The organism is Shimia haliotis (assembly GCF_900114415.1).
Taxonomy (GTDB): Bacteria; Pseudomonadota; Alphaproteobacteria; order Rhodobacterales; family Rhodobacteraceae; genus Shimia; species Shimia haliotis.
This window is the reverse complement of the sequence record NZ_FOSZ01000010.1, coordinates 22,904-43,909: the sequence shown is the minus strand read 5'-3', so window position 1 is coordinate 43,909 and position 21,006 is coordinate 22,904. Positions and strand designations below refer to the sequence as shown.

The window sequence follows — 21,006 nt, the reverse complement described above, 5'->3', positions numbered from 1 at the left end:
TGGGCAAATCCTAAGAGTAGGCCGCGCCGGCGGGAGACTGATTGATGTTGGTGCCTCTGATGCTACCCCCGCGCCGCGGCGGGTGAGCATGATAAAAGCCCCGCCACTTATGTGGTCAGGGTATAATAGACGAAGAAGGTGAGGCCGGTCTGTGTCATGCCCCTTAGGTGGCATTGCACGCGGGTCGCGTCAAGGGGGCTCTATTTGGGCAACAGGTCACGGTTGTCGATAAATCTGACATAGAGCGCTGCGCAAAGAGACAACACAACGCTGGCAAAGACCAGAAGCAAAAGGACGAGAGCCCCTGTTTCGGCGGTCAGAACCGCGCCGGTGAGCGAGGTCAGGAGTGCCCCGCCAGCCACAGCCAGGGCGCCTGACAGGCCGGCCGCGCTTCCTGCAAGTTGCGGGCGCACCGACATGATGCCGCTGTTGGCGGAGGGGATGGTGAGGCCGTTGCCCATGCCCACCAATGTGATCGCGCCAAAATATGTGAACGGGTTGAGGATGCCGAGGCCCATCAGACAAAAGCCAAGGAGCGGGCCGCAAGCGGCCACGAGGCGGCCCGCAATCACCATGGTTGTCAGAGGCACGCGGTTGGCAAACCGGCCGGATAGAAAGCTCCCGAAGGCAAAGCCGCAGGTGATGATGCCGACGCCGGCCCCGATCGCGGCTGGCGACAGATCAAAGACCGAGCCGCCGACCAGCGCCGCTCCGGTGATATAGATGTAGAATGCGCCCAGCGAGAAGGTGAGGCACACCGCATAGCCCCAGAAACGGCGTGAGCGCAGAAGTTCGGGATAGGTTTGGAATTGAGCGCGGATGGTGGCGCTGGGGGTTTTGTTGGTTTCGCCCATGTCGACATAGGTCAGCCACCAAAGCAGAAATCCTGCGACGACAAAAAACAGGAAGGTGGAACGCCAGCCGAAGAGTTGGTCTAAGATGCCGCCAATAAGCGGGCCGGTCATCGGGGCGACGGCCATCGCCATGGAAATATAGCCCAAAAGGCTGGCTGCTTTTTGTGGGCTATACTGATCGCGAACAGCCGCGCGGGCGAGTGTCATGCCTGAGATCAGCGCGCCTTGCAGAAGGCGAAATCCGAGAAAAACCCATATATTGCTGGCAAATAGGCAGCCGATGGAGGCGAAGCTGAAAATACCAAGACCAGCCAGCATGACAGGGCGACGACCGAAGCGATCCGACAGAGGGCCCATGATAATTTGCAGCAAAGCTGTGACCGCGAGGTAGCCCGCGATGGACAGGTTTGCCATGGCGTAGTCGACCTGAAAATCCGCAGCAATGTTTTGCAGCGACGGCAAAAACATATTGAGCGACAGCACCGAAAATGCGGTCAGCAAAACCAACGTCGTCAGACACGGTGGGGAAGTCGCAGGACGGAACATGCCTTTGTGGTTAGTCTCCGCCAAGCAGTTTTAGAAGGCCCTTAGTGGCTTCGTCCTCAAGTTTTTTCTTAAGGGCATCTTCGGTGGATTGGCCTTCTTCGGTTGCCACACCGAGTTCTTTTGCCACGGCGTCTTTGGCCTTTTGCTCCAGCTCTTCGGTTTCCTTGGCGAAATTCTGTTTAAGAACCTTGTCGAGATCCGGTGCAATGGAGGGGTCTTCCCATGTGCCCTCGATTTTGACCGGAACCACCAAAACGGGCGCGTCATCGCCGCGAATTTGAGGCGAGACAACATAGTCGATTGTGCGCAGACCGAGGCCGATGGTGCCTTCGCCGGTGGCTGCGAGGCGGGGAAGTTCCATCAACAAATCGTCGTTGCGCATCACACCGTTCAAAGTGGTCCAGGACGCTGACAGGTTGTCAAAAACTGTCGTACCGCCGGTTACGTCGCCGCGCAAGAGTTCGTCCAGATCGATGCCGTCAATGGTGCCGCGCCCGACGGATACCCAGCCTTCGCCGTCCAGTGAGTTCATAATGGCAAACATGGATTGGCCTTCACCGAGAACAGACGTCTTGAGGTCGGCGTTGCCTGTGAAACTGTTGATGTCAGCGGTGGCGCTCAGGAAGGGTTGCAAGGCAATTTGGGCGACGTTCAGGTCGGCGCGCAACGAGAGCCCGTTGCGGTTGTTGGCGACAAAGCGGCCCGTGACAGAGCCGTCGTAGGCTTGCAATTCCTGCAGCGTGGTCACGGCGCGGGCATTGTCGATCGCTATGGTGGCACGTGTGCGCCCGATTTGAATGTCGCCAAGATCAATGGCTTCGGCGGCAAAGCCGATATTCCCGTCCACCAATGCCAGCGCGCTGGCGTCTATCGGTGCCTTGGACCATCCCGAGGCAGGCGTGGCTGTTGCGGGTTTCGCTGGTGCCGACGGCGCCTGCAGCAAGGGTTTTAGGTCAAGGGTTTGTGCGGCAACTTGGGCGTTCACCACCGGCTTGGCGCCAGCGAGATTGACATCGGCCTGAGCCGTCAGAGTGTTGCCAAGGGCAGTTAGGTGCCCCTGACGCAGGCTGAGTTGCATCTCACGTGTGAGAGTGATCTGCCCGTCCAAGTTCGCGGCTCCAGGCACGCCGCCAGAAAGACCCAGCGCGGCAAAAAAGCCCGTCGCATCGGGCAGATTGGCAGACAGCCGCCCTGCCGCTTCCGGTGCCAGACCCGCGCGTCCCTCAAAGGAAATCTCGCCTTTGGCCGCGGACACGTTGGCGCTCAGGTCGCTGATGCCACCCGCGATCAGTGCGTCCAGATCAGCGACCGTCGCTGTGATGGTGAGTGGGTTGTTGCCTGGCTGGGCTGTCACGGTGACATCTGCGGGCGCGTTGCGGTTGGCCCATTTTAGTCGGGCGTCAACGCCCGCGATTTCCACGGGTGTTTCCCCTTGGACAAAATAGCGCAGACGGGCGTCGCGAATCACCATGTTTTCAAGGGCAAACCCGCTTGTGCCAACGGGGGCGGGCGTTGTTGTGTCCGATGTGTCTCCGGATGGAGGGAGCAACTGCCAGTTTGCCTGACCATCAGTCGTTTGTTCCAGAAGGATGTCCGGCGAAACCAGTTCGATCTTTTTGATACGGATGTCGCCCGAGAGAGCAGCGAGCACGTCAACGCCGATCGAGGCCTTTTGCGCGGAAAACATCGGGCCGTTGCGTGACCAGTCCGCGTTGGAAAAGGTCACTTTGCCAGTTGAAATGCCTATTGTCGGGAACCAGCTGAAGCCGACATCACCTTCAAATGTCAGGTCCCGTCCGGTTTTGGCTTTGACCTGATCCGCGGCAATGGCGGCAATTTTCTCGCCGGGGAGGATCATGACCAGAACGACCAGCCCCATCACAACGGTGATGAGAACTGCGAAAAGAATTCGGATGATGCGCATTGGGCACCTCTTTGCTGCTCGTCGTCAGCCTAGCGGCAGGCAGGTGGCCGGCGCAATGGAAAGGCCGCGCGAAAACCTTAAAGTTATCGCCAGAAGGCGACCCATTCGATCAGATCGAAGAATTTGCGCACGATCAAAAGCGTTGCATCGCCGCTGTTGAACAGCAGATCAGCCCCCAGCCCGGCAAGGATAAGAACTGCAAGAAAAACGGCGATGGGATTGGTCATGACGCAAAAACGCCCCTGCGGTTGGTGGTCACGTCAGGTATGCCTGACCACCCGCAGAGGCGCAAGAAATTGAATGTCGCGGTGGGCTTTTAGGTGCGGCCCATTTTGGCGGCGACATCGGCCATACGCGCCGAGAAGCCCCATTCGTTGTCGTACCACGCAAGAACCCGCACCAGACGACCGCCGATCACTTTGGTCTGGTCCGCCGCAAAGGTGGAGCTTTCGGTGGTGTGGTTGAAGTCAACAGACACCAGCGGCAGGTCGTTGTAGCCCAGCACGCCCTTCATTTCGCCGGCGGCCGCTTCTGCCATGACGGCGTTCACATCTGCTTCGGTCACGTCTTTGGAGGCTGTGAATGTCAGGTCGACCGCGGAAACGTTGGGGGTCGGCACACGGATTGCGGAACCGTCCAACTTGCCTTTGAGTTCCGGCAGAACCTCACCAAGCGCTTTGGCGGCGCCGGTGGATGTCGGGATCATCGACATCGCAGCCGCACGGGCGCGGTAGAGATCGTTGTGGCGGCGGTCCAGCGTCGGCTGATCGCCGGTATAGGCGTGGATCGTGGTCATGATGCCCTGTTCGATGCCGAATGCATTGTTCAGAACCTTGGCCACCGGCGCGAGGCAGTTTGTTGTGCAAGAGCCGTTGGAGATCATGTTGTCGTTGGCTTCAAGCGCGTCATCGTTGACACCAAACACGATGGTTTTCTGTACGTTTTTCGCCGGAGCGGAAATCAGCACTTTTTTGGCGCCGCGTTCCAGGTGTTTCTTGGCTTTCTCACCGTCGTTGAAGTTGCCGGTGCATTCCAGAACGACATCAACCCCGTCCCAGTCCAACTCGTCCATGTCATAGGTGGAGAACATGCGCATCGGGCCTTGCCCCACGTCCATGGTGCCGTTGCCCGCGATCACCTCGTTGCGGAAACGGCCGTGCACGGAGTCGTAGCGGATCAGGTGGGCGGCGGTCTCAAGCGGGCCGGTGGCGTTCACTTTGACGACGCGGACGTCTTCGCGGGCCTCTTCTGCGATGTGCATAAGAGTGGAGCGGCCAATACGGCCAAAGCCGTTGATTCCTACGGTGACGGTCATTCTGCTCTCCTGACGCTCGGGATCATAGTGTGAGTTGGGTTTCCTATAGGGAACAAGGCCACGGCCCGAAAGGTAAGATTGCGTGAAAATTCCGCATGTTAGCGTTAAACCCGACCGTTGCCGCCAACGGTATCGCTAACGAAATGGCACTGAGGCCGGACGGGGCGGATTTACGCCGGAGCCTAGGGGAATTCTGCCGACGCGACTACGCGTCGATTCGTCTTTTCCTGATGGACCAGCGGCTTTTGGCTTGGCCGCACTGACCTCGGTGGACTCCTGCCGATGCCGTTTTTGACTTGGCTGGTCAGGAGGCGCAAAGCCCGCGGTGGGCGCAACAGCCAGCGATTATTTGGTCCCCCCGGTTGAGATGGTTCTGGAGAATTGAAGTGCATACTTTCGGCTAGACATTGGTTTGCGCCGTGGTCGCGGCCTCCGGCTTTTTTGCAAACGGCGAAGCAGCTCAGTCGTCGCGCTCCTATCTCGGAGAGGACCGTCCGAAAAGGTATGTTCTTGACGCAAAACTTTTGCAGCAAGGCGATATGGCTGTTTCTTTGGAGCATGCCTGGAACGTGAATTCAGCTATATCGCACCCTCCGAACTACGCGTTTTTGTCTGCGCAATGGGGCGTGGGAGAGCGTTGGCAGATCGGGGTTTCAGCCGCGAGTTTGTATGGATTGCAGGCCATGTCAGGCGGTTTACTGTCGTCAGATAGCGTCGGGCAGTTCGGGCTGGAGGCCAAGTATCATTTGGGGCAAAGCGGAGACTGGAGTTTTGCTTTGCTCGGAGCGCTGGAATACATCGACTGGCAAGTGGAGGTACCGGTTGCCGGGCGGATCATGACTAGCAGCCCGGCAGGATCCATTCATTTTCCGGCGACCTATTCACCGTCAGAAAACCTTTCGATCAGCGCGTCGCTCTCCTACGCTATTTTGCCTGAATATTCACGGGCGGGCGCGGGCGCTGGGCAGCTGTTGTCGATTGGCAGCAACATTTCCGCGGACCCAGAGGGTCCACTGCGTTTTTTTGCCTCTTATTACGTGCCGATTGTGGGAGAAAATCGGCTTTTGCCTTCCGGAAATTTGGTTAAAGCGCCGATTTGGGCGTTGGGCGGAAGTCTCGATGTCGGAAATGGCTGGGATATCAGTCTGGCTGCGTCCAACTCCGACGTATCGAGCGCGAGTACGCATATGTTGACAACGCTTCGGGACGATACTTTCATCGTCACGCTCGGGGTTTCCAAGAAGTTCCAGAAATGACCCTCCTCCCAGTTTCGTGACTGTGTAAAACGCAAGTTGTCACAACCTGCATGTCGTTTGGCACGATCTGCGAGTGGAAAGTGTTGATGTCCTGTTTACTTTAGATCCTACGCAAGCAGGAGCCAGGTTTACGGGAGGCAGCTAATGCAACTGGTCGTGGATGGGAAACGTCATGATGTGGATGTCGAAGATGATATGCCACTTCTTTGGGTTTTGAGAGACGAACTAAATATCAAAGGTGTGAAATACGGCTGCGGCGTCGCGGCCTGCGGGGCTTGTACGGTGCATATCGACGGTGTCGCTGTGCGGTCCTGTCAGACCGCTGTATCCGATGTTGACGGCGAGGTCACAACGATCAACGGGTTGGGCACACCTGACGCGATGCACGCGGTTCAAGAGGCTTGGGTCGAGCATCAGGTCGCCCAGTGCGGCTATTGTCAGTCTGGTCAGATCATGCAGGCGGCGTCGTTGCTTGCCGAGATCAAGATGCCGTCGGATGCCGAAATAGACGAGGCAATGAGCGGCAACCTCTGTCGCTGTGGCACTTATCCCCGCATTCGCGCCGCGGTTAAAACCGCTGCGACCAAGCTGTAGGAGGCGTGAACATGGGTAAGGTTGGAACAATCGCCCGCCGGACGTTCCTGATTGGGGCGGCAGCAGTGGCTGGTGGCGTGGCTTTTGGCGTTTACAAGGTACGTACGCCATTTGAAAACCCGTTGAAGGACGGGTTGGTGGATGGCTCGGCAACATTCAATCCTTGGGTTTTGATTGACAGCGACAAGATCACGCTGATCGGTTCGCATGGCGACAAAGGACAAGGCGTGATGCATGTCCAGGCGGCGCTGATCGCCGAGGAACTGGATGTGGAGCTTGATCAGGTCGAGACCTCTTTCGGCAAGCCCGACAAAGCCTATTGGAACCGCGCGATGGCAGAGGACGGGGTGCCGTATCTGTCAACCGATCGCGGGTTTGCAGCGGAAACCACGCGCAAGGTAATGGGCGGTGCACTCAAGCTTTTGGGCATGCAAGGTACAGGCGGGTCGAGTTCTGTGCCCGACAGTTTTGTGAAGCTGCGCGAAGCCGGTGCGATGGCGCGCGAAACACTGAAGCTGGCGGCCTCCAATGTATCGGGCGTGCCGGTGGCACAGCTCAAAACAGCGAACGGCAAGGTGATTTTGCCGGATGGCACAGAGCTGGCCTATACCGCATTGGCGGCGGAGGCGGCCAAGCTTGAGCCGGTGCGCGACATTGTGCTGCGTGACCCAAGTGAGTGGCGGTTGATCGGCAAACCAATGCAGCGCCTTGATATCGTAGCAAAATCAACGGGTACGCAGGCCTATGGCATCGACGTTGAAATTGAGGGCGCGGTGCATGCTGCGGTGGTTTGCAATCCCCGACAGGGCGGTGCCTTGAACGGGTATGACGCCACTGAGGCCAAGACCATGCGCGGCGTTCAAAAGGTGGTGGACGTCACTGGCGGCGTTGCGGTGGTCGCCGACAACACCTGGCGCGCGATCAAAGCCGCAGAGGCGATTGAATTTGATTGGGGGCCTGCTCCTTATCCTGCGGAACAGTCTGACCATTGGGCCGAAGTGGAAGCATCTTTTTCGGATGATCGGCTGGACAAGGAATGGCGTGCCGATGGCGATGTGGATCAGGCGCTTGCCGGTGGCAAAGCGGTCGCGGCCGACTATCGCGTTCCCTATGTGGCGCATGCGCCGCTGGAGCCACTGAACGCAACTGTTCTGGTCGAGGACGGCAAGGTGACGGTGTGGACCGGCCACCAGATCCCGCGCATGCTGCAACAGCAGGTGGCAGCGGTCACTGGACATGATCCGGAACAGGTCGATTTTGTGAACCAGTACATGGGCGGCAGTTTTGGTCATCGGCTGGAATTCGAGCACGTCAAGCTGGCGGCCGAGGTTGCGAACCAAATGCGTGGCACACCGGTTAAGCTGACCTATTCCCGTGAAGAAGATTTCGCACACGACTTTCCGCGTCACATCGGCATGGCGCGCGGCGCTGGCGCCGTGAAGGACGGCAAAGTTGTCGCGATGGATCTGTCGGTGGCGATGCCATCGGTGATCAATTCGCAAATGGGGCGTGCGGGCATCTCGGTGCCGGGACCGGACACACAGATTTCCGCAGGGGCTTGGAACAATCCATACTCTTTGGAGAATTTTCGTATGCGTGCCTATCGCGTTCCGGAGCTTGCGCCGACATCAAGCTGGCGGTCTGTCGGGGCGTCGGCGGGCGGGTTTTTCTTTGATAGCTTGCTGGACGAGTTGATCCATGAAGCCGGAGCGGATCCTCTGGCGGAGCGCATCCGCCTGATGGAGCATGACGTGAGCCGCAAAGTGCTTGAGGCCGTGGGCGAGATGTCGAATTGGGGCAGTCCGCTTGGGGTTAATCAGGGTCGCGGGGTTGCCTTTGTCGAGAGTTTCGGCGTGCCAACCGCGGAAGTGATCGAAGTAACCAACACCGATGACGGCATTCGGATCGACAAGGTCTGGGTGGCTGCGGATGTGGGAACAGTGATTGATCCCGTGAACTTTGAGAACCTTGTGCAAGGGGGCGTTATCTTTGCTCTGGGTCATGCGATGAACAGCGAGATCACGTATTCGGATGGCATGGCGGAGCAGGCCAATTATTGGGACGCCGAAGGTATGCGCATGCATCAATGTCCGGAAATCTTTGTCAAAGGGATGGAGAACTCGGACAAGGTGCGGGGCATCGGTGAGCCGCCCGTGCCGCCGGCGGCACCGGCGCTGGCGAACGCGATTTTCGCAGCCACGGGGAAGCGCATCCGCGAGTTGCCGCTTTATCATCACGTTGATTTTGTGTGATCTGACATGAAAAGCCCCCGCAGCCGGTTGGTTGCGGGGGCTTTTGTTTTGTCGCGCTTCAAACAGATCTGAAGTTCGGTGGGCGTTTTTCAAAAAATGCGGCGCGGCCTTCTTTGGCGTTGTCGCTGTCAAGAAGGCCGGGCTGAACGTCGCGTTCGTAGTCGATTGCGCGGTCAAGACGGCCTGAGTCAAAGGCTTTGATGGCGCGCAGCGCTCCCGGGGCGAGGGTTTCGACGTGTTGCGCCAGTTTGAGCGCTTCCGCCAAGGCCTCCCCATCTTCGCACAGCGTATCGACCATTCCATAGTCTAGCCCGTCCGGGGCACTGACCGGTTTGGCATAAAGCATGATTTGGCGGGCGCGGGATTGTCCGACACGGGCGGGCAATGAACCAAGCAGGCCGTAATCCGGCATCAGGCCGATCTTTGGGAAAGCCGAAATGAAGCGTGCGGATTTTCCGGCGATGACAGTATCACACAGCATGGCCACAGCCAGACCCGCCCCTGCGGCCCAGCCCTCGACCGCGGCAATCACCGGCACCGACGCGCCGGTGATCTGGTTGGCGAGATGTTTGACCCGCTCAAAGTTGATGCGCTTGAGGCGCTGCGGCGCATCCATGGTGGAAATGTCCCCGCCGGAACAGAAATTGCCACCTGCGCCTGTGATGATGATGGCTCGCAAAGAAGGATCCGCTTCGGCGCTCTCCAAAGCGCTGCTTAGCGCTTCGCGCATTTGAATGCCGATCGGGTTCAGTCGTTCGGGATCGTTCAAGGTCAAGATCAGGGCGTTGCTCTGCCGCTCTTGCAGGATCGCTGTTTCGGTCATGGTGTTCTCCTCGTTGGTGCCAAACTATGCCGCGTCAGGAGCTAGGCAAAGGCGGCGCATGCGCGTGAACGCGACGTTACTGCGCGAACGAATGCGACGCAGATTGGTCACAGCTTGCGCTTAAGTTTGCGAAAGCCTTTTAAAAAAAGGCTTCGAGCACTAGTTTGTCGGGTGGATGGGTAAATGGATACGGCAATGACGGATATCCGAAAAATTCTGCACGTAGAGGATGATCCCGATATTCGAGAGATCGCCTATTTGGCGTTGGCCGACCTCGGAGGGTACGAGGTGCTGCAGTGCGCCGATGGGATGGATGCACTTGAAAAGGTCGAAGATTTTTCGCCCGACGTGATCCTTCTGGATATGATGATGCCCGGCATGACCGGTGTTGAAACGCTGGTCGCGATCCGAGAGCGCACTTCGGTGACCGCGCCTGCTATCTTTATGACGTCCAAAAATGTGGCGACCGAACATCAGGACGACATCAAGACGTTGGCGGTCGGGGCCATTCAAAAACCCTTTGATCCAGTGGCCTTACCGGACCAGATCAGGACCATGGCTGCCTCGGCAGGTTAGTCTATTTCCGCAATCCGCCGGATTTCCTCTGTCAGAACATCGGTCGCCGCGAGAATTGCGTAAAACTGTTCTTCGTCGGGCCGGTTTTTGCGTGCGCTGTCGATCAGGGCTTCGGCCTGTTCCGCGCGACTGCCCAAAGCGGCCATCCCGTAGGTTGCTGATATGCCTGCAAGTTTGTGTGTGGCAATGAACAGGTTTTCATACACCTTGCGGCTTGGGCCGTGTTCCATCAAGGCAGTGACCAGTTCCTCGATTTCCGCTTCGCGAGCGGGAAGGGTTTGAACAAAATGGGCGCGCAGTTTGGCAAACTTATCTTGGTGCTCTAGGGGAAACACGGCTCAAATCTCCGAGGGTTATTCGTCGGCTGTATCAGGCGCGACGGGGAATGTAATAAAGAAACGGGTGCCCTCGCCGGGGGCGCTTTCGAAGTCGATTTCCGCATCGTGATCTTCGACGATCTGACGGACAATAGAAAGACCAAGGCCGGTGCCGTCAAAATCACGACGGTCCGAGTTGTCGACCTGTGAGAATTTTTCAAAAACTTTGTTATGTGCGTCATCGGGAATGCCGATGCCATAGTCGCGGACTTCCAACATGGGGAGACCGTCTTGCAGGGATGCGCCAAGCTCGATGTAGGATCCCGGATGCGAGAATTTCACAGCGTTTGACAGCAAGTTGTCCAACACCTGCATCATGCGCTCATGATCGCCACGAATGGTGATCGGCTGTTTCGGCTGGGTGACGCGAATGGTGGTCTCGAACTGATCAGCATAGGGGGTCACGGATTCCGCCGCTTCATCGATCAGTTCCCCAAGATCGACGGAAGCAAAGATGTACGTCATCTTGTGGGCTTCCATCTTCTGAATATCGAGCAGGTCGTTGATCAGTTTGGACAGGCGCAGGCTGTTTTTGTGTGCGATGTCCAACATGCGCGCGGCACTGTCGGGATTTTTGGACAGATCCGAGTCTCGCAGCAATGTCAGGGAGCCGTTGATTGAAGTCAGCGGTGTGCGCAACTCATGGCTGACCACGGACACAAACTGAGATTTGACTTCGTAGCTTTCTTGCGCGCGGTCACGCTCGGCGCGAAGTTCGTCAAGTTGATCCAGCCCTTTTTGATAGAGCCGCAAAAAGATGACCGAACATTCCAGAACGAAGTAGAGCACAAACAGCGAGGTCGCAAAGTGCAGCCAAGCCGTCGATTGGTATGAGGTGTGCTGGTTCCAGATGTCCGCCCCCGGAATATAAATGAAGAGGGCGCCGTAAACGATAAGGCGTACCGCCAGTACTTGCGGCAGTTGGTGGTTGTTGACCGCAGCAAACAGACCCGCGGCAAACAGGAAGAAGAGGGACGAAAAGTGTTCGGTGGGGCCTTCGAGTTTGGCAATCAGGTAGGTGAAGATTGCGACAGCCAGAGTGCTTAGTGTGTTTGACAGAAAAAGCCATTTCAAAAGAACGATGGAATGGCGGAACGAGTGATCCTTGCGGTTGATAACGCGCAGGGAGATGAAACTGTCAAAAAGATCGGTGAGCTGACACAGCACGTAGCAGAGCACGGCGATCGGAATGGAATAGTAGAAGCCACACAGGATCGCAGCCCCGGCATAGATGCCCTGACGCTGCCAGAACAAGGCAAGGCCGCCACGGGAAAAGTCGTGCATTTGCTTTTTCAGTCGGCGCGCTTGTTCGACTGTGATCCTTTTGGACGGGAAAAACACCTCGAGCCGCCGCCGCCAGCGCAAGGCCAGCGATTGTATCCGGTTGTCGGAGTGAGATTTGTCGAGCGACATAGCGATCTTCCCATGTTAGCCAGCCCGGTGCGGACTCGTGCTTAACATTTACTTAACTCTAGGAATGTGGCCGCAGAATGGACTGGATGGGCCAAGATTTGGTCGGATGGCCTTAGTTTGGCAGGCAAGAATGCGGCAGTGAAAAAATGTGCCCGCCATAGGTGAGTTCGGGAATTTTGACGCTGCGTTGCTGAAAGCTGCGCATTTCGAAGATGGTGTCCACATGGCGATTTCCCTGAGGGAGGTAGCCTGTTTGCGCGAAGCTGCCGTGTGCTTCGATCACATCACCGATTGAAATCAGAGACTGAAAACGCTTGATCAGCTGATGTTCTCGCACTGTAAAGCAAACCCTGGCCGGATAGCGAAATCCAGGGGCCTGAGCCTGTGTTGCGGGTTCAGGAGAGATATCCACAAGCAGCTTGGGTTCCGGCGATTTCATGAGCAACGTTCCGGCAACTTCACCTTTTACGTGAAAATTCATGAAATATGGCTGCATCGTTCCGCCTCGTCTCAGGTGTCGACGGCTACGTGCCGCCATGCTTGGCAAGTTGTCGGTCAATGTGGGCGAATTCATGGTCGACTCTGGAAATTAATGAGAAACCGCAGCGACCGCGTCAGTTGAAATTGCCTCCGAATTAAGCAGGGGCATTGTTGCGCCTTCGAAAAAGACAAAATGCGGGAGATATGAGTGGGTATTTCAACCACAGACTGAGCAAACTACCGCACGTTACTGAAAGTTCGTGATTTTTTTAGTTGGAAAGTGTCGAAAATTATGCGTCAATTGTAGCGAGTAGTCGAGAAATTGCACCGCTTCGGACGCAGAACGCGTTGGAAACTTGAGTGTGAGACACGCCGCCGTAGTGCAAAAAAGGCGTGCCGCGCGCGGGAGCAACCGTAGGGGATGGGTTTGCAACGCCTTGGCTGCTTGTAGTGTGGTGCGTGGTATTTTGGTTTCGAGCGCGTTCCCGGTCCCCAGTTTCGTTACGTGGTCCGGTTAGAGTGTTTTTCCTTTGTGGCGACTAAAATCCGGAGACAAGGCGCAATGCTTGCGACCACTCTATCGTTTGAGAACATGCACCAGCATGGCGAACTGATGGTCAACCTTTTGAAGGCGCGAAAGCAGTCCTTCATTGTTCAGAACAATTGGGACCTGCCAGAGGCCGAGGGCATGGAGTACGACCAGTACGACACCCCAGCAAGCCGATGGATTGCGGTACACGAAGGGGACTCCATTCTTGCAGGCATCCGGTTGACGCCGACGACTGCCAAATGCGGCATGTATACCTATATGATCCGTGACGCACAGCGCGGCATGCTCGACTCGATCCCCTCCGACCTTTTGAATTTCGAAGCACCGGTGGACCCTGATATCTGGGAATCCAGCCGTGTTTTCGTGTCACATAAGGTGCCGGCAGAGCAACGCACCAAGGTGCAGACGCAGCTGATGATGAAGTTGATTGAAACCTCGCGTGAACTGAATGCGCGTGAAGTTCTGGGATTGGTGCCGGCTGTTTGGTCGCGGTGGATCGGTCGACTTGGTTTGGTCGCTGAACCAGCGGGCCCGGTGATGCTTATTGATGGTGCGCGGGTGCAGGTGGCGAAAATGGATTTGAATTCCTTCCCGCATTGATTCAAGCGACGTTGAAAGCAAAAAGACCGGCTGAGGCAGCCGGTCTTTTTGCTTAGCCATATGCGGTTGCCGGACGGTCTCCGGCACTGTCTTCTCGAAGCGCATCCTGCAACAAGACCTCATAGGCCCGTCGCTCCATTTCGGTCTGAAAACCGTTGCGGGGGGCCATGCGGACCGACTTGCGCAGGAGCGCGAGCACTTCTTTCTGGCTTTTGGCACGGGTTTCGGCACTTGCGGACGCTTTTTGCAGGCTGAAAAGCGCACCGGCGCGGGTCAGTGAGCGAAGGCTGAACGGTTCACCAACACAGACTTTGGTTGGCGCCTGGATGTCGCGCAGGGATGGGCAGAATTCCAGTCGGGAGTTCAGGTCCAACTCGTAGCGCTGATGGGAAAAGCCGTTGTTGCGGGGCAAGAGGCACAGGAACACGCCGTTGCCGCGATAGGCTGCCATTGCGCCATTGTCGGCCAGAACGGACACGATCTCGCTAGAAATATCGGTCAGCATTTGACGGAAAGCGATGGGATCGGCCTTGTTGAAAATCTTTTCGACACCCGCGATCTTTACTGCGAAAACGGAGCTGCGCAGCAATTTGGAGCGCGACAGCTGCATAATGTAGTTCTCAAAGGCGACGTATCCGACCACTTGGGTCACGCCAATTACTTCGACCGGTTCGTTCAGGCTGTGCGCGGTGTTCTGGATCAAATCGCGTTTGAGCGAGGTCATTTCAGACGCGGAGGCCAGGACCCGCTGTTGTTCGCCGACCAGTTTGTCCGCAACGCTAATGCGGCTGAAGAGTTCAAGAAAATCAAACGGTTTGGTGATGTAGTCCGTAGCGCCTGCAGCAAAAGCCCCGTCGATATAGCGCTTCTGGGACATGGCGGTCAGCATGATGATCGGGGTACGGGCGTAGCCTTTGGTCTTGCGAATTTTCTCCGCCAGGGTGATCCCGTCCATGATTGGCATTTGAATGTCGAGAAGGAAGCAATCGAACGGAGTCGACTGTCGCGCGATTGCGCGGATCGCTTCGGGGCCGGAGGGCACCGTTATCAACTCGTGGTTGGTTTTGGCGGTCACTGCTTCTGTGAGCAGCGCGCAGATGTTTTCGTCGTCGTCGACAGCCAAAATCTTCATTCTTAGCCCCTTCTTGGGTGCAAAAGTTCCAATATCTACCCAAACCGTTTCTTACGCATTTGCTGACAAGAGAACGTCAGCCTTGGGATCGAAGGTGCCGTGGGAATGCGTCGAGAAATGGGCGAAAGCTGGACCAATTGGATTTTTTGATTGTTTGACAAAAAATCACCAAAAACTGACGCGGCTTGGCGTCAGAAGAGGCAATTGCGAGCATTGAATCGATCTCAAGTGTGGCTTTTTCGCCAAAAAAATGCAGTCAACGTTGGGTTGTCGATGGGTGGCCCGTCCAAGAACTTGTCACATTTTGCCATTCGACCTGCAAGAAATGGCAGGGTCAATCAGGATTTGCGCAGCAAATAGATATCCATGATCCAGCCAGATTCGGCACGCGCCTTCGCGCGAGTCGCAACGATCTCTTCGCTTAGGTTTGCGAGTGCTCCGGATTTCAGAACCTGTTGGGGCATGCCAACATAGGCACCCCACCAGATATCGATGCCGGTTGGATCGAGGTGGGTAAAAGAGCATTCGCCGTCCAGCATAACAGCAACCGTGTCTGCATCTGCGGGCCATCCGTCGTCGCGCAGCTTGCGGCCTGTTGTGATGAGCACCGGAGCGCCAAGCGTGTTCAGCGGGATTGCATGAGCAGCGGTGAGCATTTGCAGCGACGTGATGCCAGGAATGACATCAACTTTCAGTTGCAGCCCACGGGCGACAAGACGGTCTGCGATGCGCAGCGTGCTGTCATATAGGGACGGATCGCCCCAAACCATCAGCGCGACATGCCCGTCTGAAGGCAAATGGCGCGAAATCAGATCTTGCCATATCCCTGCAAGAGCATCGTGCCATGTGTTCACCCCATCAAGGTATTTCGGGGTGTTTGCATCGCGCACCGGATAGTCGAACTCGACAATTTTTGGCGAGGTCGAAAGGATCTCTCCGGCGACCATGCGGCGCAGGTCGGCCAGATCCGTCTTTTCGGCGCCCTTGCGCGGAAGCAGGATCACGTCTGCGGTTTCAAGGCGTTGAACGGCCTGACGGGTCAGGTGGTCTGGGTTGCCTGAGCCGATGCCAACAAGTGAAAGTGTGATCATTGGAGTTCCTATCGCAATCGAAGAGCGGGTTGGACGGGCGGATGCCTCCGGCGGGAGTCTTTCTTGCGAGATGAAAGCTAGGGGCTTTCGGCCAATTCGCCGAACAAGATAATACCGGGGGCGGCGGAAACGTCTGAGGCGAGCTGTGTCGCCAGTTTCTCCATAGTTGTGCGGTGCAGCGTTTGGTCGGGGTGGCTGACGTTTTCAGCCAACAGAGCAGGACAGTCGCGGCGCAGGCCCGCGGAGAACAGTTTTTCAGCCAACTCGGGGAAGGTGCGTTTGGGCATAAAAAGCACGGTGGTCGCCCCGGGATCGACAAGCGATTGCAGGTGCAGATCGCCGGGCAGGGCGCCGGCAACATCGTGGCCGGTCACAAACTGCACGCGCCGCGCGACAAGGCGGCGGGTCAAAGGAATGCGCGCGGCGGCAGCAGCGGCGCTGGCGGAAGTCACGCCTGGGATGATTTCAAAATCGATGCCCGCCTGTTTCAGGGCGGTGATCTCTTCTTCAAGGCGACCGAAGATGCCACCATCACCGGATTTCAAGCGCACAACATGCGCGCCTTCTTTAGCGTAGTCCACCAGCAGCTGGCTGACGTGATCCTGTTTGGGAGAGGGGCGACCGGCACGTTTTCCAACGCCAACGAGGTCGGCCTCTTTGTTGGCATGCTCAAGGATTTGGCCGGCCGAGAGGTCGTCAAACAGCACGGCTTCGGCTTTTTGCAAGCGGTCCACGGCTTTGAGAGTGAGGAGTTCGGGGTCTCCGGGGCCGGAGCCTACGAAGCTGACAAAACCGGTCATTGAGTTGCCTCTGCGATCAGGTGGAAGAAGGTGCCGGTGACGTTGCCCTTGATCGAGCCGGTTTCCGGCACGGGGTTGCCGTCAGCGTCGCCCACAAGAGCCAATGGGGCATCGGGTTCTTCCAGAATGGTGGTGTAGTGGAATTCATGGCCGCGCAGCCGCGCGCTTGTGCCAAAACCCAGCATGGGGGCTTGTAGTGTGGCCTGACGATAGCCGAGGTGGAATTTCCGTTTTTCGTAGGACGTCACAAGGCCCAGAAGGCCGGCCATTTCATGCGCAGTACCGTCTTTGTCGATCAGGGTTTTGCCAAGCGCCATGTAGCCACCGCATTCGCCGTGCACGGGTTTGGTTTCTGCGTGTTTGCGCAGGCCAGTGAGATAGGTCTGGTTTGCGGCCAGCTTGCCAGCGTGAAGTTCGGGATAGCCGCCCGGCAACCAGACGAGGTCGGCGGAGGCATCGGGAGCTTCGTTCGCGAGGGGAGAAAACGGCAGGATTTCTGCGCCCTTGTTTCGCCAGCCAGTCAGCAGGTGCGGGTAGGTGAAGCTGAAGGCGGCGTCTCGCGCCAACGCGATGCGCTGGGCTGGCGGATTGGGGAGGGCACCGGTTTTGGGCTCTCCCGCACGGGCGGCGGCTTTGATGGCTCCGAGGTCGACGTGTTCGCGCAGGAATTTGGCGTAGCCGGTGATGGCCGCCTCAAGGTCGGGATGTTCGACCGCTTGGATGAGGCCAAGGTGGCGTTCAGGCAGTGCCAGATCGCCGCGACGTGGCAGCACACCGAGGACGTTCACGCCTGCTTTGTACATGCCAAGGCGCGCAAGACGCTCGTGACGCGGGGACGCACAGCGGTTGAGGATCACGCCTGCGAACGGCAGATCCGGATTGTAAGTTTTGAAGCCCAGTGCTGTGGCGGCGGCGGATTGCGCCTGACCGCCCACGTCGATCACCAGAACCACGGGCCACCCCATCATCAGGGCGGTTTCGGCAGAGCTGCCAAAGCCGTTTTCGCCGCGTGTTGCGACGCCGTCAAAAAGGCCCATGGAACCTTCGGCAACCACGATGTCTGCGCCCGCGGCTTGTTCTGCGATGCCACCAGCCAAAGCGGGCGGCATGGCCCATGTATCGAGGTTGAACGCGGGGCGGCGGGCAGCGGCGCGATGAAAGGCCGGATCAATATAGTCTGGTCCGGATTTGAACGGTTGAACCTTGAGACCGTCCTCGGCCAGCGCCCGAAGGAGGCCAAGCATGACGGTGGTTTTGCCGGTGCCGGAGGAGGGCGCGGAAATCAGGATGCCAGGGGGCGGTGTCATGTCAGTCGTCTCCGTGTTGCCAGCTGGACCATGGGCTGTCCGCGGTTTGCGGGCGATAGCGGCGGTCGTATTCGCTGGCGTAAAGGCAGCTTTCCTCAAAGCCCTCACCGGCCAGCGCGGGGCCGACAAGAATGAGGGCGGTGCGGGTGATGTTTTCGGTCACGTCATCCTTGAGCGTCGCGAGCGTGGTGCGGATGACCTGTTGATCCGGCCAGCTGGCGCGGTAAACCACGGCGACGGGGCAGGTCGCACCATATCCTGGTGTCAAGTCGGCTATGACCTGATCAATGTTGCCGATTGAGAGGTGGATCGCCAGCGTCGCACCGGTAGCTGCGAAATTGGTCAGCGTTTCGCCTTTGGGCATGGTGGACGCGCGACCCGGTGTGCGGGTCAGGATCACCGATTGCGCCAGCCCGGGTAGGGTGAGTTCGGTTTGCAAGGCTGCGGCTGCGGCAGCAAAGCTTGGAACGCCAGGGGTGACAGAAACTGGAATGCCTTCGGCCTTGAGGCGACGGATTTGCTCTCCCATCGCGGACCAGACCGAAAGGTCGCCGGAGTGCAGGCGGGCGACGTCCTGTCCGGCGTCATGGGCGGATTTGCATTCGGCCACGATGGCGTCGAGGTCCAGCGGGGCTGTGTTAATGACGCGGGCGTCGTCGGGGCAGTGCGACAGGATCGCGTCAGGCACCAGAGAGCCGGCGTATAGGCACACTGGGCAGGCGGCGATCAGGTCGCGGCCACGCAGGGTCAGAAGGTCGGCAGCGCCGGGGCCCGCGCCGATAAAGTGGACAGTCATGTGTGGGCTCCGTATGCGATCGCGCAGGTGGCGAGACGGTCGTTGGATATGGTGCGCGGACCTTTGAGCGTGGCGTCAGGGCCAGCTGCGACAAGAGCACAGGCCTCAGCCACAGACCCTGTGCCGCGTTTTTCCTGTACTTTGGCCGATTTGGTCGCAGTTTCTGCGTCGTGCATGGCGGGGGGTTCGATTTCAATCACGGGTACGGAAAGCGCGGCAGCCATATCCTGGAGGATTTGGCTTTGCGCCTTGTCCGATGGGGTGGCGATGGCATTGATTTGGGCCTCGCCAGTCGCCGCAAGGGCGTTTCGCAGGCTGTCCAAGGTGGCGGTGGCCCGAAAGCCGAATCCGGCGATGATCATTTGGTTACGCTCCACTGCACGATGGGATAGCTGGATTTCCAGCCCCGTTTGCGGCCCAAGGGATTTGCACGGGCCAATTCTACACGCAAGAGGTCGCCGCCTTTTTGGCTCTGCCATGTGGCCAAAAGAACCTCGGCCTCAAGCGTGACGGCGTTGGCAACGAGGCGCGCGCCTTTGGGCATAAGCGACCACACAGTTTGCAACATTGCCTCGCTGACGCCGCCACCGATGAAAACGGCATCGGGCGCGGGCAGGCCGTCCAGACCCTCAGGCGCCTCGGCTGTCAGCACGGAAAGACGATCCGCGCCCAGATTGGCCGCATTTTCGGCAATGCGCGCGGCGCGGGTGGGGTCTATCTCGATTGCTGTGGCTTGGGTGGTCGGATGGCTCAGAAGCCATTCGATGGCAATCGAGCCCGAGCCGCCGCCAATGTCCCAAAGGTGTTCGCCCGGCAGGGGGGCGAGGGCCGAAAGCGTCAGGGCACGGACGGGGCGTTTGGTGATCTGGCCGTCGTTGTCAAAGAAGGCGTCGTCGCGGCCGGATGCAGCGGACAGGGCAGGCCCGCCAGCCATGTCGATAGCAACCGAAACAGGATGTTGGATGTCCTTGAGGGACATGGCATTGGTTTTGACGCTGCGGATGCGCTGGCGGGGGCCGCCGAGCGCTTCGAGCACATAAAGGGTGCTATCGCCAAACCCGACAGAGGCCAGCCACTTGGCAAAGGCTGGAACAGCCTCGCCGTCGCGTAGTGTGACGATGGCGCGTTGGCCTTGGCTCAGATGTGGTCGCAGTCGCGCGAATGGCGCGGCATGCAAGCCCATGGTCTGTGTGGCCTCCAGAGGCCAGCCAAGCGCGGCCGCGGCCAGTGACATGGTGGACGGAGCCGGTAACGTTTGCCATTCGCTCGCTTCAAGATGCTTGGTCAGGCTGGTTCCAGCGCCATGCCAGAACGGGTCGCCCGAGGCGAGCACAACAGTTTTGCGGCCCTTCAGAGCAAGCAGCTTTGGGATGCCGTTCGCGAAAGGTACAGGCCATTCGAGGGTTTCTGCATCAAGGTTTGGCAGTAGAGCAAGATGCCGTGCAGCGCCCATGACGACCTCGGCGGCCTCAAGCGCTTTGCGGCTTGCGGGCGACAGGCCTTCCGGTCCATCTTCGCCCAACCCGACGATGGTCAGCCACGGATCAGACGACATGACACCCAAACTCCTTATTCTTGGCGGCACCACCGAGGCCAGCATGCTGGCCCGTGCGGTTGCGGATCAGGGACTGGACGCCGTGTATTCCTATGCCGGTCGTGTGGCCACGCCCAAGGCGCAGCCTTTGCCCACGCGGGTGGGTGGCTTTGGCGGTGTTGACGGTCTGATCCATTACCTTGGGGAGCATAACATCAGCCACGTTGTTGATGCCACGCATCCCTTCGCCGCGCAGATGAGCTGGAACGCGTATCATGCCTGCGATCAGGCAGGGGTTTCTTTGGTGGCTCTCTCCCGACCGGCATGGCAGGCTCAGGCAGGGGATCAGTGGCGTCATGTGGAGGACGTCGAAGGCGCTGTTGCCGCGCTGGCAGGACCGGCCAAACGTGTGTTGTTGGCGCTGGGCAAGCAGAACGTGCCCGCCTTTGCGGCACAGCCGCAGCACCATTATGTCTTGCGGCTGGTGGATGACCCTGACGCCCCGCCCGCGGTGCCAAACCACACGGTTGTTGTGTCGCGCGGGCCGTTTGATGTGGCGGGTGATCGCGCGCTGATGGAACGGTATGGCGTTGAGGTCGTGGTCTGCAAAAACAGCGGTGGTGTCGGGGCGGAGGCCAAACTGACCGCTGCGCGGGAGTTGGGTCTGCCGGTTGTGATGATCGACCGCGCGCCATTGCCGCCCCGCAAGGAGATGGCAACGGCGGGCGCGGTTCTGGACTGGATCAGAGCCTAGCCTTTGGCCCGCTGTGGATTGGGCGCGAAGCA

General features: G+C 58.3%; 21 protein-coding genes. 7 read left to right on the top strand and 14 right to left on the bottom strand.

Annotated elements, in window-relative coordinates; all coding sequences use genetic code 11:
- Nucleotides 1-200: 200 nt before the first annotated feature.
- On the bottom strand, nucleotides 201-1,400 hold the full coding sequence (locus tag BM069_RS17825) for a multidrug effflux MFS transporter (protein WP_093325727.1): 1,200 nt from the start codon (nucleotides 1,398-1,400) through the stop codon (nucleotides 201-203).
- 10 nt (nucleotides 1,401-1,410) lie between these two features.
- Nucleotides 1,411-3,324, bottom strand: a complete 1,914-nt coding sequence (locus tag BM069_RS17820; RefSeq protein ID WP_093325726.1) for an AsmA family protein — start codon at nucleotides 3,322-3,324, stop codon at nucleotides 1,411-1,413.
- On the opposite strand from BM069_RS17820, the gene BM069_RS19885 reads away from it, so the two are divergent.
- Nucleotides 3,324-3,644, top strand: a complete 321-nt coding sequence (locus BM069_RS19885; RefSeq protein WP_170846788.1) for a hypothetical protein — start codon at nucleotides 3,324-3,326, stop codon at nucleotides 3,642-3,644. The genes BM069_RS17820 and BM069_RS19885 overlap by 1 nt on opposite strands.
- Here the strand turns inward: BM069_RS19885 and gap are convergent.
- Complete coding sequence (gene gap / locus BM069_RS17810; RefSeq protein WP_093325723.1) at nucleotides 3,641-4,639, bottom strand: type I glyceraldehyde-3-phosphate dehydrogenase; 999 nt, start codon at nucleotides 4,637-4,639, stop codon at nucleotides 3,641-3,643. The genes BM069_RS19885 and gap overlap by 4 nt on opposite strands.
- A 419-nt stretch (nucleotides 4,640-5,058) precedes the next feature.
- Here gap and BM069_RS17805 point away from each other — a divergent pair, with 419 nt between their 5' ends.
- The 3 genes from BM069_RS17805 (at nucleotide 5,059) to BM069_RS17795 (ending at nucleotide 8,741) form a co-directional block, all read left to right on the top strand.
- Entirely contained in the window at nucleotides 5,059-5,895 is an 837-nt protein-coding gene (locus BM069_RS17805; protein WP_139216241.1) for a hypothetical protein, read from the top strand.
- Nucleotides 5,896-6,039: 144 nt separating this feature from the next.
- Nucleotides 6,040-6,489 (top strand): (2Fe-2S)-binding protein, encoded by a 450-nt coding sequence (locus BM069_RS17800; RefSeq protein WP_093325720.1) that lies wholly within the window; start codon nucleotides 6,040-6,042, stop codon nucleotides 6,487-6,489.
- Between the two features lie 11 nt (nucleotides 6,490-6,500).
- Nucleotides 6,501-8,741, top strand: a complete 2,241-nt coding sequence (locus BM069_RS17795) for a xanthine dehydrogenase family protein molybdopterin-binding subunit (protein WP_093325718.1) — start codon at nucleotides 6,501-6,503, stop codon at nucleotides 8,739-8,741.
- 58 nt (nucleotides 8,742-8,799) lie between these two features.
- On the opposite strand, the gene BM069_RS17790 is transcribed toward BM069_RS17795, so the two are convergent.
- Entirely contained in the window at nucleotides 8,800-9,564 is a 765-nt protein-coding gene (locus BM069_RS17790) for an enoyl-CoA hydratase/isomerase family protein (RefSeq protein ID WP_093325717.1), read from the bottom strand.
- A 195-nt stretch (nucleotides 9,565-9,759) separates the two neighbouring features.
- Here BM069_RS17790 and BM069_RS17785 point away from each other — a divergent pair, with 195 nt between their 5' ends.
- Entirely contained in the window at nucleotides 9,760-10,140 is a 381-nt protein-coding gene (locus BM069_RS17785) for a response regulator (protein WP_093325820.1), read from the top strand.
- Here BM069_RS17785 and BM069_RS17780 read toward each other — a convergent pair.
- The 3 genes from BM069_RS17780 to BM069_RS17770 all read right to left on the bottom strand — a co-directional run bounded on the left by BM069_RS17780 (nucleotide 10,137) and on the right by BM069_RS17770 (nucleotide 12,504).
- Nucleotides 10,137-10,475, bottom strand: coding sequence for an Hpt domain-containing protein (locus BM069_RS17780; RefSeq protein ID WP_093325716.1), 339 nt, complete (start codon nucleotides 10,473-10,475; stop codon nucleotides 10,137-10,139). The genes BM069_RS17785 and BM069_RS17780 overlap by 4 nt on opposite strands.
- Nucleotides 10,476-10,493: 18 nt before the next feature.
- Entirely contained in the window at nucleotides 10,494-11,930 is a 1,437-nt protein-coding gene (locus BM069_RS17775; protein WP_093325714.1) for a sensor histidine kinase, read from the bottom strand.
- 112 nt (nucleotides 11,931-12,042) lie between these two features.
- Nucleotides 12,043-12,504, bottom strand: coding sequence for a hypothetical protein (locus BM069_RS17770; protein WP_139216240.1), 462 nt, complete (start codon nucleotides 12,502-12,504; stop codon nucleotides 12,043-12,045).
- Nucleotides 12,505-12,972: 468 nt separating this feature from the next.
- On the opposite strand from BM069_RS17770, the gene BM069_RS17765 reads away from it, so the two are divergent.
- Nucleotides 12,973-13,560, top strand: coding sequence for an acyl-homoserine-lactone synthase (locus BM069_RS17765; RefSeq protein ID WP_093325712.1), 588 nt, complete (start codon nucleotides 12,973-12,975; stop codon nucleotides 13,558-13,560).
- 52 nt (nucleotides 13,561-13,612) lie between these two features.
- Here the strand turns inward: BM069_RS17765 and BM069_RS17760 are convergent, their stop codons facing one another.
- The 7 genes from BM069_RS17760 to cbiE all read right to left on the bottom strand — a co-directional run bounded on the left by BM069_RS17760 (nucleotide 13,613) and on the right by cbiE (nucleotide 20,241).
- Nucleotides 13,613-14,692: a response regulator gene (locus BM069_RS17760; protein WP_093325711.1), complete on the bottom strand. Its 1,080-nt coding sequence runs from the start codon at nucleotides 14,690-14,692 to the stop codon at nucleotides 13,613-13,615.
- A gap of 338 nt (nucleotides 14,693-15,030) precedes the next feature.
- A complete protein-coding gene (gene cobF, locus BM069_RS17755) occupies nucleotides 15,031-15,783 on the bottom strand; it encodes a precorrin-6A synthase (deacetylating) (RefSeq protein WP_093325709.1) in 753 nt (250 codons plus the stop codon).
- 77 nt (nucleotides 15,784-15,860) lie between these two features.
- Complete coding sequence (cobA, locus tag BM069_RS17750; protein ID WP_093325708.1) at nucleotides 15,861-16,583, bottom strand: uroporphyrinogen-III C-methyltransferase; 723 nt, start codon at nucleotides 16,581-16,583, stop codon at nucleotides 15,861-15,863.
- Nucleotides 16,580-17,890 (bottom strand): cobyrinic acid a,c-diamide synthase CobB, encoded by a 1,311-nt coding sequence (locus BM069_RS17745; protein ID WP_093325706.1) that lies wholly within the window; start codon nucleotides 17,888-17,890, stop codon nucleotides 16,580-16,582. Before BM069_RS17745 ends, cobA begins: the two co-directional genes overlap by 4 nt.
- Nucleotide 17,891: 1 nt before the next feature.
- Nucleotides 17,892-18,686 carry a precorrin-4 C(11)-methyltransferase gene (gene cobM, locus BM069_RS17740; protein ID WP_093325705.1) on the bottom strand — a complete coding sequence of 265 codons (795 nt, stop codon included), beginning with the start codon at nucleotides 18,684-18,686 and terminating at the stop codon, nucleotides 17,892-17,894.
- Nucleotides 18,683-19,048, bottom strand: a complete 366-nt coding sequence (locus BM069_RS17735; RefSeq protein WP_093325703.1) for a cobalamin biosynthesis protein — start codon at nucleotides 19,046-19,048, stop codon at nucleotides 18,683-18,685. The genes cobM and BM069_RS17735 overlap by 4 nt, the downstream gene beginning before the upstream one ends.
- Nucleotides 19,045-20,241: a precorrin-6y C5,15-methyltransferase (decarboxylating) subunit CbiE gene (gene cbiE / locus BM069_RS17730; RefSeq protein WP_093325702.1), complete on the bottom strand. Its 1,197-nt coding sequence runs from the start codon at nucleotides 20,239-20,241 to the stop codon at nucleotides 19,045-19,047. Before cbiE ends, BM069_RS17735 begins: the two co-directional genes overlap by 4 nt.
- Here cbiE and BM069_RS17725 point away from each other — a divergent pair.
- Complete coding sequence (locus BM069_RS17725) at nucleotides 20,240-20,974, top strand: cobalt-precorrin-6A reductase (RefSeq protein WP_170846787.1); 735 nt, start codon at nucleotides 20,240-20,242, stop codon at nucleotides 20,972-20,974. The two genes, cbiE and BM069_RS17725, sit on opposite strands and share 2 nt — an antisense overlap.
- Nucleotides 20,975-21,006: the final 32 nt, after the last annotated feature.

Bases quoted from the DNA above. Each gene is read 5' to 3' on its own strand.
- BM069_RS17825 (WP_093325727.1), bottom strand. From the start codon at position 1,400: ATGTTCCGTCCTGCGACTTCCCCACCGTGTCTGACGACGTTGGTTTTG.
- BM069_RS17820 (WP_093325726.1), bottom strand. From the start codon at position 3,324: ATGCGCATCATCCGAATTCTTTTCGCAGTTCTCATCACCGTTGTGATG.
- gap (WP_093325723.1), bottom strand. From the start codon at position 4,639: ATGACCGTCACCGTAGGAATCAACGGCTTTGGCCGTATTGGCCGCTCC.
- BM069_RS17800 (WP_093325720.1), top strand. From the start codon at position 6,040: ATGCAACTGGTCGTGGATGGGAAACGTCATGATGTGGATGTCGAAGAT.
- BM069_RS17795 (WP_093325718.1), top strand. From the start codon at position 6,501: ATGGGTAAGGTTGGAACAATCGCCCGCCGGACGTTCCTGATTGGGGCG.
- BM069_RS17790 (WP_093325717.1), bottom strand. From the start codon at position 9,564: ATGACCGAAACAGCGATCCTGCAAGAGCGGCAGAGCAACGCCCTGATC.
- BM069_RS17785 (WP_093325820.1), top strand. From the start codon at position 9,760: ATGACGGATATCCGAAAAATTCTGCACGTAGAGGATGATCCCGATATT.
- BM069_RS17775 (WP_093325714.1), bottom strand. From the start codon at position 11,930: ATGTCGCTCGACAAATCTCACTCCGACAACCGGATACAATCGCTGGCC.
- BM069_RS17770 (WP_139216240.1), bottom strand. From the start codon at position 12,504: ATGAATTCGCCCACATTGACCGACAACTTGCCAAGCATGGCGGCACGT.
- BM069_RS17765 (WP_093325712.1), top strand. From the start codon at position 12,973: ATGCTTGCGACCACTCTATCGTTTGAGAACATGCACCAGCATGGCGAA.
- BM069_RS17760 (WP_093325711.1), bottom strand. From the start codon at position 14,692: ATGAAGATTTTGGCTGTCGACGACGACGAAAACATCTGCGCGCTGCTC.
- cobF (WP_093325709.1), bottom strand. From the start codon at position 15,783: ATGATCACACTTTCACTTGTTGGCATCGGCTCAGGCAACCCAGACCAC.
- cobA (WP_093325708.1), bottom strand. From the start codon at position 16,583: ATGACCGGTTTTGTCAGCTTCGTAGGCTCCGGCCCCGGAGACCCCGAA.
- BM069_RS17745 (WP_093325706.1), bottom strand. From the start codon at position 17,890: ATGACACCGCCCCCTGGCATCCTGATTTCCGCGCCCTCCTCCGGCACC.
- cobM (WP_093325705.1), bottom strand. From the start codon at position 18,686: ATGACTGTCCACTTTATCGGCGCGGGCCCCGGCGCTGCCGACCTTCTG.
- BM069_RS17735 (WP_093325703.1), bottom strand. From the start codon at position 19,048: ATGATCATCGCCGGATTCGGCTTTCGGGCCACCGCCACCTTGGACAGC.
- BM069_RS17725 (WP_170846787.1), top strand. From the start codon at position 20,240: ATGACACCCAAACTCCTTATTCTTGGCGGCACCACCGAGGCCAGCATG.
- cbiE (WP_093325702.1), bottom strand. From the start codon at position 20,241: ATGTCGTCTGATCCGTGGCTGACCATCGTCGGGTTGGGCGAAGATGGA.